Source organism: Curtobacterium sp. L1-20, assembly GCF_048755855.1.
Classification (GTDB): Bacteria; Actinomycetota; Actinomycetes; order Actinomycetales; family Microbacteriaceae; genus Curtobacterium.
Map to the genome: position 1 here is coordinate 3,440,460 of NZ_CP151473.1, position 15,929 is coordinate 3,456,388.

The 15,929-nt window shown below is 65.8% G+C and carries 17 protein-coding genes and 1 tRNA gene; 3 read left to right on the forward strand and 15 right to left on the reverse strand.

All coding sequences use genetic code 11. The features are described from left to right. Positions 1-188 precede the first annotated feature (188 nt). The 10 genes from AAEP86_RS17675 to AAEP86_RS17720 form a co-directional block, all read right to left on the reverse strand. Positions 189-3,353, reverse strand: a complete 3,165-nt coding sequence (locus tag AAEP86_RS17675) for a phage tail protein (RefSeq protein WP_420368584.1) — start codon at positions 3,351-3,353, stop codon at positions 189-191. A 144-nt stretch (positions 3,354-3,497) separates the two neighbouring features. Then, positions 3,498-3,818 (reverse strand): hypothetical protein, encoded by a 321-nt coding sequence (locus tag AAEP86_RS17680; protein ID WP_420368585.1) that lies wholly within the window; start codon positions 3,816-3,818, stop codon positions 3,498-3,500. A gap of 11 nt (positions 3,819-3,829) precedes the next feature. Further along, positions 3,830-5,053 (reverse strand): phosphodiester glycosidase family protein, encoded by a 1,224-nt coding sequence (locus AAEP86_RS17685; RefSeq protein ID WP_420368586.1) that lies wholly within the window; start codon positions 5,051-5,053, stop codon positions 3,830-3,832. A 190-nt stretch (positions 5,054-5,243) separates the two neighbouring features. Further along, positions 5,244-5,687 (reverse strand): hypothetical protein, encoded by a 444-nt coding sequence (locus tag AAEP86_RS17690; protein ID WP_420368587.1) that lies wholly within the window; start codon positions 5,685-5,687, stop codon positions 5,244-5,246. Positions 5,688-5,895: 208 nt separating this feature from the next. Beyond that, on the reverse strand, positions 5,896-6,522 hold the full coding sequence (locus AAEP86_RS17695) for a hypothetical protein (protein ID WP_420368588.1): 627 nt from the start codon (positions 6,520-6,522) through the stop codon (positions 5,896-5,898). 172 nt (positions 6,523-6,694) lie between these two features. After that, entirely contained in the window at positions 6,695-6,940 is a 246-nt protein-coding gene (locus AAEP86_RS17700) for a hypothetical protein (protein ID WP_420368589.1), read from the reverse strand. A 13-nt stretch (positions 6,941-6,953) separates the two neighbouring features. Then, positions 6,954-7,694 (reverse strand): helix-turn-helix domain-containing protein, encoded by a 741-nt coding sequence (locus tag AAEP86_RS17705; protein ID WP_420368590.1) that lies wholly within the window; start codon positions 7,692-7,694, stop codon positions 6,954-6,956. A 61-nt stretch (positions 7,695-7,755) separates the two neighbouring features. After that, positions 7,756-7,974 (reverse strand): hypothetical protein, encoded by a 219-nt coding sequence (locus tag AAEP86_RS17710; protein ID WP_420368591.1) that lies wholly within the window; start codon positions 7,972-7,974, stop codon positions 7,756-7,758. Next, positions 7,974-8,540, reverse strand: a complete 567-nt coding sequence (locus AAEP86_RS17715; protein WP_420368592.1) for a helix-turn-helix domain-containing protein — start codon at positions 8,538-8,540, stop codon at positions 7,974-7,976. Before AAEP86_RS17715 ends, AAEP86_RS17710 begins: the two co-directional genes overlap by 1 nt. Continuing rightward, a complete protein-coding gene (locus tag AAEP86_RS17720) occupies positions 8,537-8,746 on the reverse strand; it encodes a helix-turn-helix transcriptional regulator (protein ID WP_420368593.1) in 210 nt (69 codons plus the stop codon). The genes AAEP86_RS17715 and AAEP86_RS17720 overlap by 4 nt, the downstream gene beginning before the upstream one ends. A 94-nt stretch (positions 8,747-8,840) precedes the next feature. On the opposite strand from AAEP86_RS17720, the gene AAEP86_RS17725 reads away from it, so the two are divergent. Both AAEP86_RS17725 and AAEP86_RS17730 read left to right on the forward strand, forming a co-directional pair. Further along, positions 8,841-9,425: a helix-turn-helix domain-containing protein gene (locus AAEP86_RS17725; RefSeq protein WP_420368594.1), complete on the forward strand. Its 585-nt coding sequence runs from the start codon at positions 8,841-8,843 to the stop codon at positions 9,423-9,425. Next, complete coding sequence (locus AAEP86_RS17730; RefSeq protein ID WP_420368595.1) at positions 9,418-10,536, forward strand: tyrosine-type recombinase/integrase; 1,119 nt, start codon at positions 9,418-9,420, stop codon at positions 10,534-10,536. Before AAEP86_RS17725 ends, AAEP86_RS17730 begins: the two co-directional genes overlap by 8 nt. A 36-nt stretch (positions 10,537-10,572) precedes the next feature. Here AAEP86_RS17730 and AAEP86_RS17735 read toward each other — a convergent pair. The 3 genes from AAEP86_RS17735 to serS form a co-directional block, all read right to left on the reverse strand. Then, positions 10,573-10,660, reverse strand: a tRNA-Ser gene (locus AAEP86_RS17735). 130 nt (positions 10,661-10,790) lie between these two features. Next, complete coding sequence (locus AAEP86_RS17740; RefSeq protein ID WP_420368596.1) at positions 10,791-11,687, reverse strand: HAD family hydrolase; 897 nt, start codon at positions 11,685-11,687, stop codon at positions 10,791-10,793. Beyond that, entirely contained in the window at positions 11,684-12,952 is a 1,269-nt protein-coding gene (serS, locus tag AAEP86_RS17745; protein ID WP_420368597.1) for a serine--tRNA ligase, read from the reverse strand. The genes AAEP86_RS17740 and serS overlap by 4 nt, the downstream gene beginning before the upstream one ends. 254 nt (positions 12,953-13,206) lie before the next feature. On the opposite strand from serS, the gene AAEP86_RS17750 reads away from it, so the two are divergent. Continuing rightward, positions 13,207-14,292: a diacylglycerol/lipid kinase family protein gene (locus tag AAEP86_RS17750; protein ID WP_420368598.1), complete on the forward strand. Its 1,086-nt coding sequence runs from the start codon at positions 13,207-13,209 to the stop codon at positions 14,290-14,292. Positions 14,293-14,376: 84 nt separating this feature from the next. Here the strand turns inward: AAEP86_RS17750 and pheA are convergent, their stop codons facing one another. Further along, on the reverse strand, positions 14,377-15,333 hold the full coding sequence (pheA, locus tag AAEP86_RS17755; protein WP_420368599.1) for a prephenate dehydratase: 957 nt from the start codon (positions 15,331-15,333) through the stop codon (positions 14,377-14,379). A gap of 49 nt (positions 15,334-15,382) precedes the next feature. Beyond that, a complete protein-coding gene (locus tag AAEP86_RS17760; protein WP_420368600.1) occupies positions 15,383-15,928 on the reverse strand; it encodes a MarR family winged helix-turn-helix transcriptional regulator in 546 nt (181 codons plus the stop codon). Between the last annotated feature and the right edge of the window lies 1 nt (position 15,929).

Consider the following 15,929-nt stretch of genomic DNA (forward strand, 5'->3'; position numbering starts at 1 on the left):
CCCTACGAGCGTGCCGGACGATGGGTCACGCCGCGCGACAGGTCGCGATACCAGCGACGCTTCCTCTGGGTGCCCCACGACGAATGAGGCATGGCAATCGACGTGGATTCCTGCGCGGGGAGATCAGAAGCGGCCCGGAGTAGGAGATCTCCGGGCCGCTTCCAGCCCCACTGGCCTTGTGGGGAGTCTCAGACGTACTGAGCACGCTCACGACGTTCCACAGCCATCGCTGTAGCCGTCGCGGACGTCGCTTCGTAGATGTTGTAAGTACGGTCGCCCTGTCGCGTTGGGACGGCTTCTCCGAGCTGGTCGATCGCTGCCACAGCACGGGGCGTACGCACAGTGGGAACGGTCATGTCGAGACTCATCGCACGCGCCGTGGGGATGGCAACCAACGCAGCAGTTGCATCCGTCACTGCCCCGACCTTGCTGTAGATGCCACGCTCGAGGCCGGCACCCACCATCTGCCCAACCTCACGGTCGAACACCCGTGACGGTGAGTGGATGCCGAGCTGCCGTTTGATCGAACCCACCATCGACGACGCGATCTTGTTCATCTGCGCAGTGATGGCACCCTGCTGAGACTGCAGCCCCTTCACCAGCCCTCGAGCGGCGTTGACACCAGCGCCGTACAGGTCGTTCGCTGCAGACGTCGCGAACGAGCTCGACGCTGCGGACAACTGCCCCTGCAGAGAGGCAACCTGCTTCACCTTCGACGCGCCACCAGCAAGCAAGTTCTTCGCCTGCGGAAGCGCATCCACACCGGCAGCAATGAACTGCTGATACGTAGCCGAATCGAGTCCCATCTTCCGAAGGGAAGACATAACGGACGTGAATTGCTTCGTGTCTGCCACGCGGCGCGTCAGAGCACTGATCAGCGATGTGGGCGTCCGGTACGCGGTCGTATCGAACTTCGTCAGGTTGGACAGCACACTTGTGCGGTAGTCATCGCGGGTCTTCGCCGCCGCCGTGAGCTGCTTGTTGGCAGCCGTGAGCCGGGTAGCGATCGACTTGCGCCGGTCCGCCAAGCGTGCGAGCTGCGTCGTCCCCGAGCTGATCGTGCGCAGCAGGTTGTTCCTCTGCGCTGCGTTGATCTTTTTCGAGTCGAATGCTGACAGCACTGCGTTTGTCATCGACCGGGAAGCGGAAGCAACCCCGGACGAACCCGACTTGATTCCGTTGGCGAGACCCTGAGCGACGTACCCACCGAGCTGAGCCATCACACGGGACGGGGAGTGGATACCGAGGAAGTTCTTCACGGTACTGATTGCACCCTGCGCGATGTTCTTCATGATCGAAGTCACCGCGCCTGCAGCGTTACGGATGCCGTTCACCAAACCGTCGATGATATTGCGCCCGACGCTCAGCAGCCAAGAGCCAGCGCCGGCAAGCGCACCCTGGATCTTCGACTGGATTGTCTTGACAACACCAATGACTTTGGCAATGCCAGACGTCACACCGCTCACAACACCGTTCCACACGGTGGTAATAACAGCTCTGATGCTGTTCCACGCAGCAGACCACAGGGACTTGACCACATTGATGCCGGCCGTGATCACCGACTTCACAATGTTGATCGCCGCCATAACAATTGCCTTGATGGCGTTCCAAACACCCTGGAAAATGTTCTTGATACCCGACCACACCTGCGACCAATTACCGCTGATGATGCCGGTTACTACCTGAATGACGCCCTGCACAATCTGCAAAGCGGCCTGCACGATCGGCACAATGGCGGTGAAGACAGTTGTGATGACTGGTAGTAGAGCTTGGATGATGGGAATCAGGAGAGAAGCGATCTGAGTGATTAGCGGAGCGATTGCCGAGATCAACTGGGCGAACACGGGTGCAAGCGTGCTGATGATCATGCTCACCAAAGGTGCAATGATCCCGATGAGCTGCGCGAACGCGGGCAGGAGAACGGGCGCGAGCTGAGCGATCAGTTGTCCGATGACGCCGATCACTTGCAGAACGGGCGGCAGCAGGGACGCGAGGGCTCCTGTCAGCGTGCCGGCCAGCATCGCGATGACCGGCGTGAGGACCGGGATGATGCTTCCGAAGACGCCGAGCAGCTGGTTCAGCACCGGTCCGACAGCACCCACGAGATTGGCGAGTGTGTTGCCGACTTCGCCTAGTAGCCCCATGATTGACGGGCCGATTTGGCTGAATGCTGCCGCGAGTGAGGTGCCGATCGCGGTCAACGTTGGCAGGAGCGTTTGGATCAGGCCTCCGAAAGCCGCCTGCAGCTCCGGCGAGGTTGCGACGAGGCCTGCGAACGCTGCCGTGATGACGCCGATTGGTCCGCCGAGGGCCGTGAGTGGGCCGCTGATCCCAGCGAAGGCCGGCCCCAAGCCGCCAAGCAGGGTGCCGAATCCGCCAGCTCCGAGAGCGCCGAAAGCGGCTGAGAGAGGGGCGATCACCTTCCCCAGGCCCTCAAACGCGTTGGTGCCGTTCTGCAGTAGACCGACGACCTTGTCGATCGCCGGTCCGACCACGTTGCCGATGGCGGTACCGATCGCGGTCGCCTTCGCCTCAACGGGAGCGAGAGCCTTCGTCAGCGCTTGGAACGCCGGAGCCAGCTTCGGGAAGACACCCCCAAGGATGCCGGCACCGATCCGGCCAAGTGATGCCCCGATATTCGCGAAAGCTCCGGTGAACGTGTCTCCCGACTTGAGTGCTGCGCCCCCGAGGTTCTCCTGCATGGCGGCGCTGAAGTTGGCGAAGTCGACCTGACCCTTCGACACCATGTCCGAAGCCGCCTGAGCAGTGATCCCGTAGTGCTTCGCCAGGAACGCCAGCACCGGGACGCCACGAGACTGCAGCTGCATCAGGTCGTCGCCCTGCAGCTTGCCGCGAGCTGCAACGGAGTTGAAGATCGCGCCCGTGTCCTGCATCGACGCGCCAGCAATCGTCGCGGTGTCCGCGATTGTCTTCAGGACACCGGTGAGCTGCGATCCAGGCTTGATGCCGGCCGCAACTGCCGCGGCCGCGACGGTCCCAGCAGCGTCGAGCCCGAACGCAGTTCCCTTCACCGACGCGAGGGCGTTGTCCATGATCTTGCTGACATCGCCCGCGGAGTTACCCAGGCCCCTGAGCTTCGCCGTGGCCGTGTCGATGGCCGTGAGCCGGGCGAAGCCCTTGACCAGGGATGCGCCAATTACGGCGGCTCCTGCGGCAACGGTGGCAGTGGCGGCCCCTCGAATGGACGCACCGATGGCGCGGGTGGTGCTGCCGCCAATCTGGCGTCCAACGGACTGCCCTACGGCTGCTCCGTTGATCTGCTGTTCGATCTGCCTACCAGCACCTTTGCTGACAGGAATGATGCTTACGTATGCGACGGCTTCCTCGGCCATGACGTCTCCTACTCGTCATGAAGGTCGAGGTACGGTCAACCAATGAAATGAACTATGCGCTCACTCAATTGTAATTCAATGCTTGGAGAAAAGCCACAAAAAAAGGCCCCACACGAATAACCGCGTGGGGCCTTTCTCTTTGCACTACAGCTCCGGGAGGACGATCTCGCCGTAGGTGCCGTTGTCTTTCGGAAACCGCGGGATGACGCTGCTGCCGAGGATTCGTACCCCTTCCTCGCCGCTGATGTCGTCGGCCCAAATGCGATCGCTGATCAGCGACGCCGCGTTCGACCAAAACTTCGTCGGGGGGATCGAAAGCGTCTGCGCACCATCCTCGTCGGTTTGCATCGCGATTCGTCGATCCCGGAGCTTCTCCCAGTCCGTTACGCTGACTCGCAGCGACACCACCAGCCGGAATTCATCGGGGCAGTCCTGTCCGCTCATGTACTTCTCGAGCTCGTCCATGGTTCAGCCTCTCAATAAGCCGCGTCGTATCGGACGCGGTCAAGCTGCCAGTACGTCGTACCTGATGCCGCGACGGGGAGCTTCACCTGGATCGTGCCGTCCGTAGGACTGATCGAGACGTTTCCGGAGTAGCCGCCCTGCACGCTGAACACCGTGTCGCGGTAGCTGTCAGTCGTGAATCCCGGGCGGAAGCGCGGCGGCAGCGTCCCGATCGTCACCCAGGTGTTTGCCGCGACACTGGCGACGGTGGCGGTTCCGCGGAACCGCACCTCCCCGTTGACCTTCTTCACACTCAGCGGGTTCGAATTCGAAGCCGTGACCCCCGATGCGTACGGCACGGCTGTCCAATCGACATTCACTGGATACATCGGGTGCGCCTTGATGGCGATGACGTTCGAGACGTCACGGTTACCGCCAGTATCCGACGACGGGTGGAACAGGTACGACGACCGCCCCTGCACGCTGCCGCCACCGTCGAGCATGATCGCGTTCACGCAACCATGCCGGAGCGCGACGTTACCCATCTCAGTGCCGGCGATACCCGACGAACCAGTAGTGCCCTTCACGAGGATGAAGATCGCGTCGCCGGCGGCGTTGTAGCCCATCAGGTGCCGGCCCGACAGTGACGTCACCCAGTCAGTCCAGACGCTGCTGTCGCCGAGATCTCCACGCACGGCACCGTTGACGACGACCAGCGGCCCGAAGCCGAAGGTCGTGTCCGTTCCGGCAACGACGACCTGCTGCGGCGTCGACGTCGAGTCGGAGAACGTTCGCCACGACCCATCCTTCATCAACGCCAACGCCTCGTGGCCGACGCGGGGATCGCTCGAGTAGTTACCCCACCCCCGGTACAGGACGCCGTTCTTGATCTGCAGGCCGGATACCTGACCACCCTGGTATCCGTCCGCCGAGATGGTGACGTACCCGCCAGCAAGCCCCTGGTAACTACCGAAAGCACTCGTGCCCGGGTTAAAAGTTCCCGAGGTCCACGTCTTCTCGTAGTTGTTGTTGTACACCTTCTCGAGCGTGGCGTTCATCGCCTTACCCGGAGCGTGGACCGTGATGACTTCGTACTCGTAGGTCCCATCAGGCGACAGAAACGCGTCGATCTTTGCCGCACCATATCCGTACTGCTGCTGAAGTCGGGTCTGAATGCGAAGGTCGAGAGTGTCCTGGACAGGTTGCGGGAATGCGTAGGTGTCGGAGTCAACTGCAACAAGCTGCGGAGTGCCCATGAGTGGCCTTTCATCATGGGACCAGGTAGGGCTAGTCCAATTCCTGCATGTACTCAATTGTACCGCAGAAAGGCAGAAACACCCCCGGTACCGTCCTACCGGGGGTGTTCTCGTCGGCCACTCAAAGTCGACATTCAAATAGTACTCGACATCACTGTGTCGAGGCAATGATGCAGGCTGGAGTTTAGCCTTAGGCTTCCGGGCGAACGATCTTCAGCCGAGCGAGGAAGGCGAGGACAACGCCGAGGACGCCGCATGTCCACGCAGCAACTTCGGAGTGGATCACTGGTGCAAGTTTGGCCTGCGCGGCAAGGAGCACGAAACCGAGCGTACCCACCGCGAACAGCTTGCCAAGGTAGTCCATGTTCTTCTTCGGAGTGCAGTTGTGCGACAGCGCGCGAAGTAGCGTTCCTGTGATGGCCACGAGCGCGCCAATGAATGCTTCGATTCCGAAAAGCTGATCTGCGCGCCACTGGGGATCTGCTTTGGGGAAGAACATGTCGACGAAGAAGATCGAGACAAGAGCCGTCAACGCGGACAGCGCCAATCCCGATCCGAGCGCCACCCCTGTAAGACGAGGGCCGCCATAGAACGCGCCCTTGTCATCCTTGTAGGGTTTCTGAGGTTTGATCACAGCGTTGAACCTACCCCAGCACCCCTTCCACCTTTAGTACAGGATGTGGAAAAAAATGCGGGAGGGATACCGGCCCTATACCTCTGGGGCTGCCTTGACCCCGGGGGTGGGGGGTCCTCCCCCACCTGCTTCGGACACGAAAAGACGCCACCAGATTGGCTCTGGTGGCGTCTCTCGCGGCTTTTCTGCCGGTCTTGGTGTGGTTACCTCAGCGCGCTGGTGTCGCCGGAGGCAGGGCCTCCAGGCGGCTGTCGTTGAGCGCGACGATCTCAGTGGGCTTTTTCAGTGCAGGTGTGGCGAGGTGGTGCTGCAGCAGATCAGCGCTGATGATTCGCCCGCTCTCTGCTGCTTCCTCCTGCGTGATGTCCCACAGTTCCTCGAGTGAGTCGTATGCGGCGGGGTGAGCGGCGGTGTACGCGTTGACGACTTCAGCCCAGCCGTGGTCGTACGCCTTCGTGAGTGCGGCGCGTGCGAGGTACTGGTCGTTCATGCGCTCAGCGCGCTCGAGCATGCGCAGCGCGTCCTGCTCGTCCTTCAGCTGGTCGGCGCGGTCCTCAGCGTCGCGCATGGCCGTGACTGCCGCAGGGTCTGCCCCTCCCCGGTTGTTGACCCAGTTGCTGAAGATGTAGTCGCGGCGTGTGGTCCGTTCGTTGATGCGGCGCTGCTCGATGTCGTCGTGCTCCGCTCGAGCTCGGAGGTACGCATCAGCGAGGTGCTGCGCCTTGCCGGTGTCGCTGAGCGTCGGGTTGCTGCGCACGGCGTCGAGGTCGGCGAAGTACTTGGCGCTGGTGGCTGCCTGCTGCTCGCGGTACTTCTTGGTGATGCTGCTGGTCATGGTGTTCCTTCCGATGGTGACGGTTAGTTGTTGCTGAAGGCTGCGGTGTCGAGGTGCAGCCGTGATGGTTTCGCGCCGATGCGAATCGGTCCCGGAACCGTTGACCTTCTCCGCTGTCGGGCGCGGGCGCGGTGCGTCGGCCAGAGCGGTGCGCTATTAGTGCGATACGAGCTCACGACAGTGCTGCCCGGGCCTGTGCGATGTTCACCGCGAGGCGTGCCCGGTTCTCCGGGGTGACGATCGCCGCATCCCACGCCTCGCCGTACTCGAGCAGCGCCCTCATCAGGACCCGTTCGCGATTGCTCGGAGTCAACTGGCGCAAGCCGGCCCGGATCACCGTCAGCCGATCGCCGGCGTCGGACTCCATCAGGTCGCACAGCAGCAACCCGGCCTTCTTGTTGATTTCGATCTCAGTCATTGGATTTCCTTGGTCATGACGCATCGGGGAGCATGTACTGGTCCGCGAATCGCTTGCCGATGTCTGTCAGCAGGTCGTAGGTGTCTTCCCCGGGTTCGGGGCCTTGGTAACTGTCGTATCGCGGCATTCGGCGGAGGTAGAGCTGAATTAGGGCTGTTGCTTCTTCTCTGGTGTGCTGTTTCCAAAGCCCTCGCACTTCGTCATTGGGCGGCTCGTTGTGCATGTGAATGTGCAGGTCGCTGAGGTAGGCAAACTGCTCCGCTGTGATGGGGTGAGAGGTGTTGTCGTCGAAGTCACCAAGAGAGAGGGCGTGTCCGCCCTCCTGGGTGGACCTCAGATCTTCTTCTTTTGGTTCTTCTTCTTGTGGTTCTTCTTCGGGGCTGCCTGACGACCCCAGGTGAGAGCGTGCGGCGACCCCACTGGGGTCGCCTGACGACCCCTGTCGGTCACGTGTGACGTCGTCGCGCGGGCCGTCGTCGTGAAGCTTGAGCACCTGGTACAGGTTCGGATCGTGCTTCGCACCTTGCTTCGGTCGGACAGTCACGCGGATGAGGCCGTGTTCCTCGAGTGCCACCAGACGCTTCTTCACGGTTGACTCCGACAGTCCGGACTCCTTCGCCAATGTGGAGCGAGAAGGCCAAGCAACTCCGCGCTTATCGGCGTGTGAACGCAGCGTGAGGTAAACGAGCCGTTCGTAAGGGTCCATCGGGAAATCGCGCATGAACCAATGCGGGAGCTTCTGGAAGCCGCTCATGCGGGCCTCCCGTCCTGGTAGGTGGGGTGCCCGCCCCCTACGGCGGGCACCCCGGTCTCAATCAGGCCGCGTCCCGCAGATGGGACTTGCCGTAAAGGTTGGGAAGGTTCAGCCGCCTTCGGATGCGGAGCACGGTCGTGCTGCAGACGCCGAGGTTGCGGGCGATCTCGTTGTCCGATTGACCGCGCCAAACGCCGGCCTGTACGTCCCGCTCACGCTGGTCGACGGAGAGGCGGTCCGTCGCGGTGCGATGCTGGCTGCGCACGTCCCACTTACTCATCAGCAGGTCGCCCCCTGAGCGTTGAGCTCGGCAGCGAGGCAGACTGCGCTGTTGTAGTTCGCCATCCACGCCGTAACGGCCTCCGGGACGAGTTGCTGGTCGTCGTCCGACAGCACTCCGCTGATGACCCACTCCCCGGCTTCAAAGTCGACGCTGACCTGGCAGTGCATGCCGAGCCGCCATTCGAAGGCGGTGTGGAGGGGTTCTTCCCCGAGGTTGGTGTCGTGTGCCTCGTTGAAGCTGACGCAGCCCTGCAGGTTGCATCTCACGGTGTCGGTGGCGGTCAGTACACTGCTTGGCGTAGCGTTCTTCACGATCTGTTCCTCCTGGTAGGGGTTCTGGTCACTGCCCCCGTAGCCCTGGCCGGCTTCGGGGGCGTTTTTCTTTTGGGACGCGCGCAGGACGGCACGCTTGTACTTGGCGACGAACGCCGCGTTGGGATTGATTCGGCCGCTCTCGAGCATCTCGACCCACCGGTCCGTCAGATCGAACTCAGCGGCGATGTCCAAGCGGGATAGCTTGAAACTCTCGCGCAGCGTCTGCAGCGTCATGCCGGTCGCGCTCATGACGCCTCCTGCATCTCGCCGGTCCTGATCTGCGCGGTACTTTCCAGCCACGCGTCGACATCACTGCGCTTGTAGAGCACCTTCCGCGGGCTGGGCTTGAGGAAGCGCGGACCGGTCCCTCGGAATCGCAGCTGCGCCAACAGCGGCTCCGTCATCCCCGGCACGTACTCGGCCGTTCGCTTCGTGGTCATGTACTCGTCGTCCATGGTCTCTCCAATCTGGTTTCACTCGTAACCCGATCACAGCTTAAATCTACATCGGTGTAGCGCGCAAGACCCAAACGGCTCTACTCTGAGCCTCGTGAGTAACGCAGCAACCTACGAAGGCGCGTTCGCCCGCGGCGTCCGTCTTCACCGCGAGCAACGGGGTGAGTCGCAGCAGTGGCTAGCCGATCAGATGCGCGATGCAGGGCACGAGTGGCACCAGTCAACGGTTTACAAGGTGGAAACCGGCAAGAGAAAGGTCATGGTCGAGGAAGCAGCATCCATCGCGGACATCTTTGGTGTGCCCATCGCGCAGCTGTTGGCGAGTTCGGATCGGGTAGTTGCGATGAATCGCGTACTCACGTCCGCGCACTCGCTCGCCGACACGATCTATGAACTCGACGTGATGGCCCTAAAGGCACATCGGCTTCGGGCGGCGCTCGCTGTCGCCTGCGCCGACTACGACGACCTCGAGGACAGCTGGGAAATCCACTTTGGCGACACCCCTCCGGTGCCGGCGACCGCGGCACATGCTTCCCTCATCAACTTTGACGCCGCGGACGCTTACGCAGTCGACGTGCGACGGCGGTGGCTGGATATTGCTCCGCTCATGAACGAATACGCCAACGTGGAGCGCTTGGAGGACTTCCCACCGCGGACTGAAGGTCAGCAGGATGGGTAGCGTCGCACCTTACGAGACGGCGAGCGGTCGGCGTTACCGCGTCCGGTACCGGACGCCGGAGAACAGGCAGACAGACAAGCGCGGCTTCAAGACAAAGCGCGACGCCGAGCTTTTCCTTGCTTCGGTCGAGGTATCGAAGGCGCGAGGCGAGTTCGTCCGACCGGAGGACGCGCGCGAGACGATTGGCGCGCTCGGACCGCTGTGGCTGGCGAATCAGACGCACCTTAAGCCGTCCTCGCTTCGGCCGCTCGAGATTGCATGGCGTCTGCACGTCGAGCCGGTGTGGGGCAGGACGAGAGTGTCCGACGTGAAGCACAGCGCCGTGCAGACATGGGTGACCTCGATGAACTCGGCAAGTGCTACCACCGTGATCCGCAACTACGGGGTGCTCGCCAGCATTCTCGACACCGCGGTGAAGGATCGCCGCATCCTGAGCAACCCTGCGCGAGACGTGAACCTGCCGCGGAAAAAGCGCAAGGAGCATGTCTACCTCACACACGACCAAGTGTCTGACCTCGCGCTCGCGGCCGGCAACCGATCGACGCTCGTCCTCGTACTCGCGTACACAGGGCTGCGCTGGGGTGAAGCGGTTGGGCTCCGCGTGAAGGATGTCGAATTCACCCGGCGGCGGCTCAACGTGACGGTGAACGCGGTCGAGGTGGCAAACGTCATCACGGTCGGGACGCCGAAGACGCACAAGCGGCGGTCCGTGCCATTCCCCGCGCTATTGGCACCGGCCCTACGCGAGCGCTGCGAGGGAAAAGACAGCGACGCTCTCGTGTTCGCGACCAAACACGGCACGCATGAGCGGCGTTGGCACAACGATCACGGCTGGTTCCCGGCGGCGGTGAAGAAGGCCGGTATCCCGTCGACGACCCCTCACGGGCTGCGGCACACCGCTGCGAGCCTGGCGGTGAGCGCAGGCGCGAACGTGAAGGCGGTGCAACGAATGCTCGGTCACGCCTCCGCGGCGATGACGCTGGACGTGTACGCGGACCTGTTCGAGGACGACCTCGACATCGTTGCAGGCCGTCTCGATGACGGGCTCGCACAGACGGTTGTGGGCAAAAAGTGGGCAGAGGCCGCTCGGAACGAGGACAAGGCCCGCTAGATCCGCATGTAGCTGCGGATCGACTGGCATCGGTAGTGGCGGAGGGTGTGGGATTCGAACCCACGAGACATCTCTGCCCACCTGTTTTCAAGACAGGCTCCATCGGCCGCTCGGACAACCCTCCAGTGACGCGGCCACGTGGCGAGACGTGACCGCGTCCCGGGAAGTCTAGCCGAGCCTCCAGGCCGCCGATCGGGTCGCCCTACCGGACCGACGTCAGCGCGCCCCCGCCCGGCCCGGTCGCGCCGCGCGCGTCAGCGCGGCAGCGAGTCGAGCGCCGCGGCGAGCCCGTCGTCGGTCACGCCGCCCGTGAGCTCGTTGCCCGCGTCCACGACGTCGTCCGGCGCCTGCCCCATGACGACGCCACGACCGGACGTCGACGCCCAACGCAGCATGTCGATGTCGTTCCGGCCGTCACCGGCGGCGAACACCCGGGAGCGCGGGATGTCGAGCCACTCGCGCACGCGCTCCATCGCCGTGGCCTTCGTCACGCCCTCGGGGGCGATGTCGAGCCACGACGTCCAGCCGACCGAGTACGAGACCTTGTGCAGGCCCATCTGCTCGACGACCTGCAGGAAGTCCTCGGTGTCGTGGCCGGGCGAGATGACGACGACGCGCGTGGCGAGGACCCCGAGGAGCTGCTCGAAGGGGACGTGCTCGCCGGCGACGGTCATCGTGTCGTCCGGGAAGTTGCCGGAGAGCAGGAAGTGTCCGGTCTGGTCCTCGACGCCGAACGCCGCGTTCTCGAGCGCGCCGTGGATGGTCTGCAGGACCTCGGACGGGTCGAACTGCTCGACGTGGACCCGCTCGTAGGAGCCGTCCGGGCGGCGGGCGAGGGTCAGCGCACCGTTCGCGCAGACGATGTACTTCGGCTCGATGCCGAGGGTCTCGAGCAGCGGGACCGTCATGCCCTCGCTGCGGCCCGTGGAGAGCATCACCTCGTGCCCGGCGGCCTCGGCGTCGCGGAGGGCGGCGATGACCGTCTCGGTGACGACCCCGTCCTCGCGCATCGTGGTGCCGTCGACGTCGAGCGCCACGAGCCAGCGCTTCGTCCGGGTGGGACCGGCGGCAGCGCCACCGGCGGACCCGGCCGCGGCCGCACTCCCTCCGCCCTGCGACGAGCCGTCGACGAACCGCCCGTTGGCACTCATCGGGGTTCGATCACCTCGACGCCGCCGAGGTACGGCCGGAGGACCTCCGGCACGACCACGGACCCGTCCGCCTGCTGGTGGGTCTCGAGGATCGCGACGATCCACCGCGTGGTCGCGAGCGTGCCGTTGAGCGTGGCGACCGGAGCCGTCTTGCCGCTCTCGGTGCGGTACCGGATGTCGAGACGGCGGGCCTGGAAGGTCGTGCAGTTCGAGGTCGACGTCAGCTCGCGGAAGGTGCCCTGCGTCGGCACCCAGGCCTCGATGTCGAACTTGCGCGCGGCGCTCGTGCCGAGGTCACCGCCGGCGACGTCGATCACGCGGTAGTGCAGCCCGAGGTCCTGCAGCATCTGCTCCTGGTGGCCGACGAGCTTCTCGTGCTCGGCCTCGGCCTGGTCCGGGTGCACGTACGCGAACATCTCGAGCTTGTTGAACTGGTGGACGCGCAGGATGCCCCGGTTGTCCTTGCCCGCCGACCCGGCCTCGCGCCGGTAGCAGGTCGACCAGCCGGCGTAGCGCAGGCCTTCGCCCGCCCCGTCGAGGGCCAGGATCTCGTCGGCGTGGAAGCCTGCGAGCGCGACCTCGCTCGTGCCGGTCAGGTACAGGTCGTCGGCCTCGAGGCGGTACACCTCGGCCGCGTGCTCGCCGAGGAAGCCGGTGCCGGCCATCGTCTCGGGGCGCACGAGCGTCGGCGTGATGAGCGGTTCGAAGCCCGCGGCGATGGCACGGTCGAGACCGAGCGACATGAGCGCGATCTCGAGCCGGGCGCCGAGGCCGCGGAGGAAGTAGAAGCGCGAGCCGGAGACCTTCACGCCGCGCGGGATGTCGATGATGCCGAGGTGCTCGCCGAGGTCGGCGTGGTCCTTCGGCTCGAAGTCGAACGTCGGCTTGGTGCCGACGGTGCGCAGCGTGACGAAGTCGTCCTCGCCGCCCTTCGGCACGTCGGGCAGGACGACGTTGGGGATCGCGCGGACGACCTGGTCGAAGGCGCCCTCGGCGGCGGTGACCTCGGCCTGCGCCTCCTTGACCTTCGCGGCGAGCGCCTGGGCCTGCTGCACGAGCGCGGCCTTCTCGTCCTTGGGGGCCTTCGCGACGGTCTTGCCGAAGGCGTTCTGCTCGGCGCGGAGCGACTCGAACGCGGTGATCGCACTGCGTCGCGCCGCGTCGGCGGAGACGGCCTCGTCGACGACCGCGACGGAGGCGCCGCGCGCCTCCTGCGAGGCCTTGATGACGTCGGGGTTGTCACGCAGCAGCTGGGGATCGATCACCGCCTCATCCTACCCAGCGCCGGTTGCGGGCCGGATCCCGACGGTCCGCCCCGGCCGTCCCCACGGGGCGGACGGGAGGCGCGGTGCGGGCCCGCCACGCGCCTCCCGACTGCCGGTGGCCGCGACCGGCGCTCGCCTCGCACCCGCTGCTGCCGCGCGCCGGGCCGGACGTCCGGTCCCCCGGCACCTGCGCCTGGCGACCGCCGGTGGCCCGGACGAGCGCGCTCCCCAGCGCCCGCCGGTACGGTCGGTGCATGTCATCGCCCTCGGAGACCGCGCCCTCGCAGCCGGACGCACCCGCCTCAGAGCACCGCACCGCCGCCGTCGTCTACAACCCGGTCAAGGTGGACCTGCCGACCCTCAAGAAGACGGTGGAGCAGGTCCAGCGCGACGCCGGGTGGAACGAGACGCTCTGGTTCGAGACCTCGGAGGAGGACCCGGGCGGCGGGATGGCCCGCGAGGCGATCGCCGCGGGCGTCGACGTCGTCGCCGCGGCCGGTGGCGACGGGACCGTCCGCGCCGTCGCCGAGGTGGTGTGGGAGTCCGACGCCGCGCTGGCGCTGCTGCCGAGCGGTACCGGCAACCTGCTCGCGCGGAACATCCCGGCGCCGATCGACGACCTGGGCGCGAGCGTCCACACGATCTTCCGCGGCGAGGACCGCGCGATCGACATCGGCACGGTCGGCGTCGAGCGACCGGACGGCTCCCGCGAGCAGTTCGGCTTCCTGGTGATGGCGGGCCTCGGGCTCGACGCCCGGATGCTGGCGAACACGAACGACGACCTCAAGAAGAAGGTCGGCTGGTTGGCGTACGTCGACTCGCTGGTCCGGTCGCTCCGCGACGCCGACGCCTTCGAGTTCCGCTACCGCCTGGACGGCGACGGCAACCGCTCGGTGCGTGCCCACTCGCTCATCGTCGGCAACTGCGGCACGTTGCAGGCCGGCGCGACGCTGCTGCCCGACGCCGAGATCGACGACGGCGTCTTCGACGTCGTCGTGATGCGGCCGCACGGGTTCTTCGGTTGGCTCCGGATCGCGGCGCGGATGCTGTGGGAGAACGCCATCCTGCGGTCGTTCCGCCGGTCGGCGCTCGGCAAGACCGCGATCGGCAAGCGGATCACGACGCGTGCCCGCGAGGAGCGTCCGCTGCGCTACCTGCGCGGCGAGGAGTTCGTGGCACGACTCGAACGGCCCGACGAGTTCGAGATCGACGGGGACCCGGTGGGCGAGATCACGGCGTTCAAGGCGACGATCCACCCGGGGGCACTGCGCGTGCGCGTCGCCGGCCCGAAGGACCAGACGCGGTCGACGCGGCACGTGCGGGCGGCCCACCGCGGGTGACGGTCGGGCGCCTGCGCGGGCGCGCGGCCGGGCAGCTGTCCACCGCGCGGCCGCGCGTGCGCGTGCGCCTGCGCCCGGCAGCCGTCAGGCGGGGTCGGGCTCCCCGGACACGATCGCGCGCAGCCAGTCGCGGGCCTCGACGAACGCCTCGTCCGAGTAGCGCGCCGGCACGTCCGGACGGAAGCCGTCGGCCCGCGGGTACGACCCGAGGAACGTCACGCGCGGGCTGAAGCGGCGCAGCCCGAGCAGCGCGTCGGCCACGCGCTCGTCACGCACGTGCCCGTCGAGGTCGATGACGAACCGGTAGCGCCCGAGTTCGTCGCCGATCGGACGTGACGACAGCAGCCCCATGTTGATGCCCCGCGTGGCGAACTGCTCGAGCATGTCGACGAGCGCACCGGGGTGCTCGCTCGGCAGCTCCACGATGACGCTGGTCTTGTCGGCGCCGGTGCGTTCGGGGATCGCCAGCGTCCGTGAGACGAGCACGAACCGGGTGACCGCCGAGGCGTTGTCGCCGATCGACGACGCCAGCACCGACAGGTCGTAGTGGTCGGTGATCCCGGGCGGCGCGACGGCGGCGTCCGCGACGGGGTGCGCGTCGAGCAGCGCGGCCGCGGCGGCGACGTTCGACGACGCCGGGATGTGCCCGTGTCCACGCAGGTTCGCCTCGAGCCAGTTGTGGGTCTGCGCGTAGGCGACCGGGTGTGCGTTCACGGTGCGGACATCGGCGAGCGCGGTGCCCGGGCGGGCGACCAGCACGAAGTCGACGGGGACGAGGTACTCCCCCACGATCCGCACGCCGGGGATCCGGGCGAGGGCGTCCTGTGTGGCGCTGACCCCGCCGTCGACGCTGTTCTCGATGGCGATGACGGCTCCGACGGAACGGCCCGTGACGACGTCGTCGAGCGCTTCGCCGACGTTGTTCACACTCCGCCACGGCTTGCCCGCCGCGGCGTCGACGAGCTTGAGCGCCGCCTCGGTGAACGTGCCGGCCGGTCCGAGGTACGAGTACGTGTCGGACGGCGCAGCCTGCTCACTCATGCGGCGAGCCTATTGCAGGGCCGCGGAGCGACCGGCGGTCGTGACGCGCTCAGTCCGTCGCCGTGCCGGTGAGACGTGCCTCGCAGATCGCCGCGTCGTCGTCGTCACGGGGGTAGGTCAACGCCGCGAACCGCCCCTCGGGGTCGAGCCGCGCGAGCAGCGACGCCGCGATCTGGTCGAGCTGGCCGACCTGTTCCTCGGTCAGCGCGTCGATGACGACCCGGCGGGCGGTGCGCACGTGGTCCGGGGCCGCGTCGACGATCGTCGCGTACCCGGCGTCGGTGAGCCGGACGTCGGTCGCCCGACGGTCGTCGACGGAGGGGCACCGGGAGACGAGCCCGCGCTTCTCGAGCCGGGACACGACGTGCGACAGCCGGGGCAGCGAGGCGTTGGTCGCCGACGCGAGGGCGGACATCCGGAGCGTGCGCGACTCGGTCTCGGAGAGCATCGCGATGACCATGTAGTCGAAGTGCGTGAGGTCGGCGTCGCGCTGGAGCTGCTGGTCGAGCGCGGCCGGCAGGAGTTCCATGACGGCAACGAGCTTCATCCACGCGCGCAGCTGCTCACGCGTGAGCCACGGGGTCTCGTCGGTCATG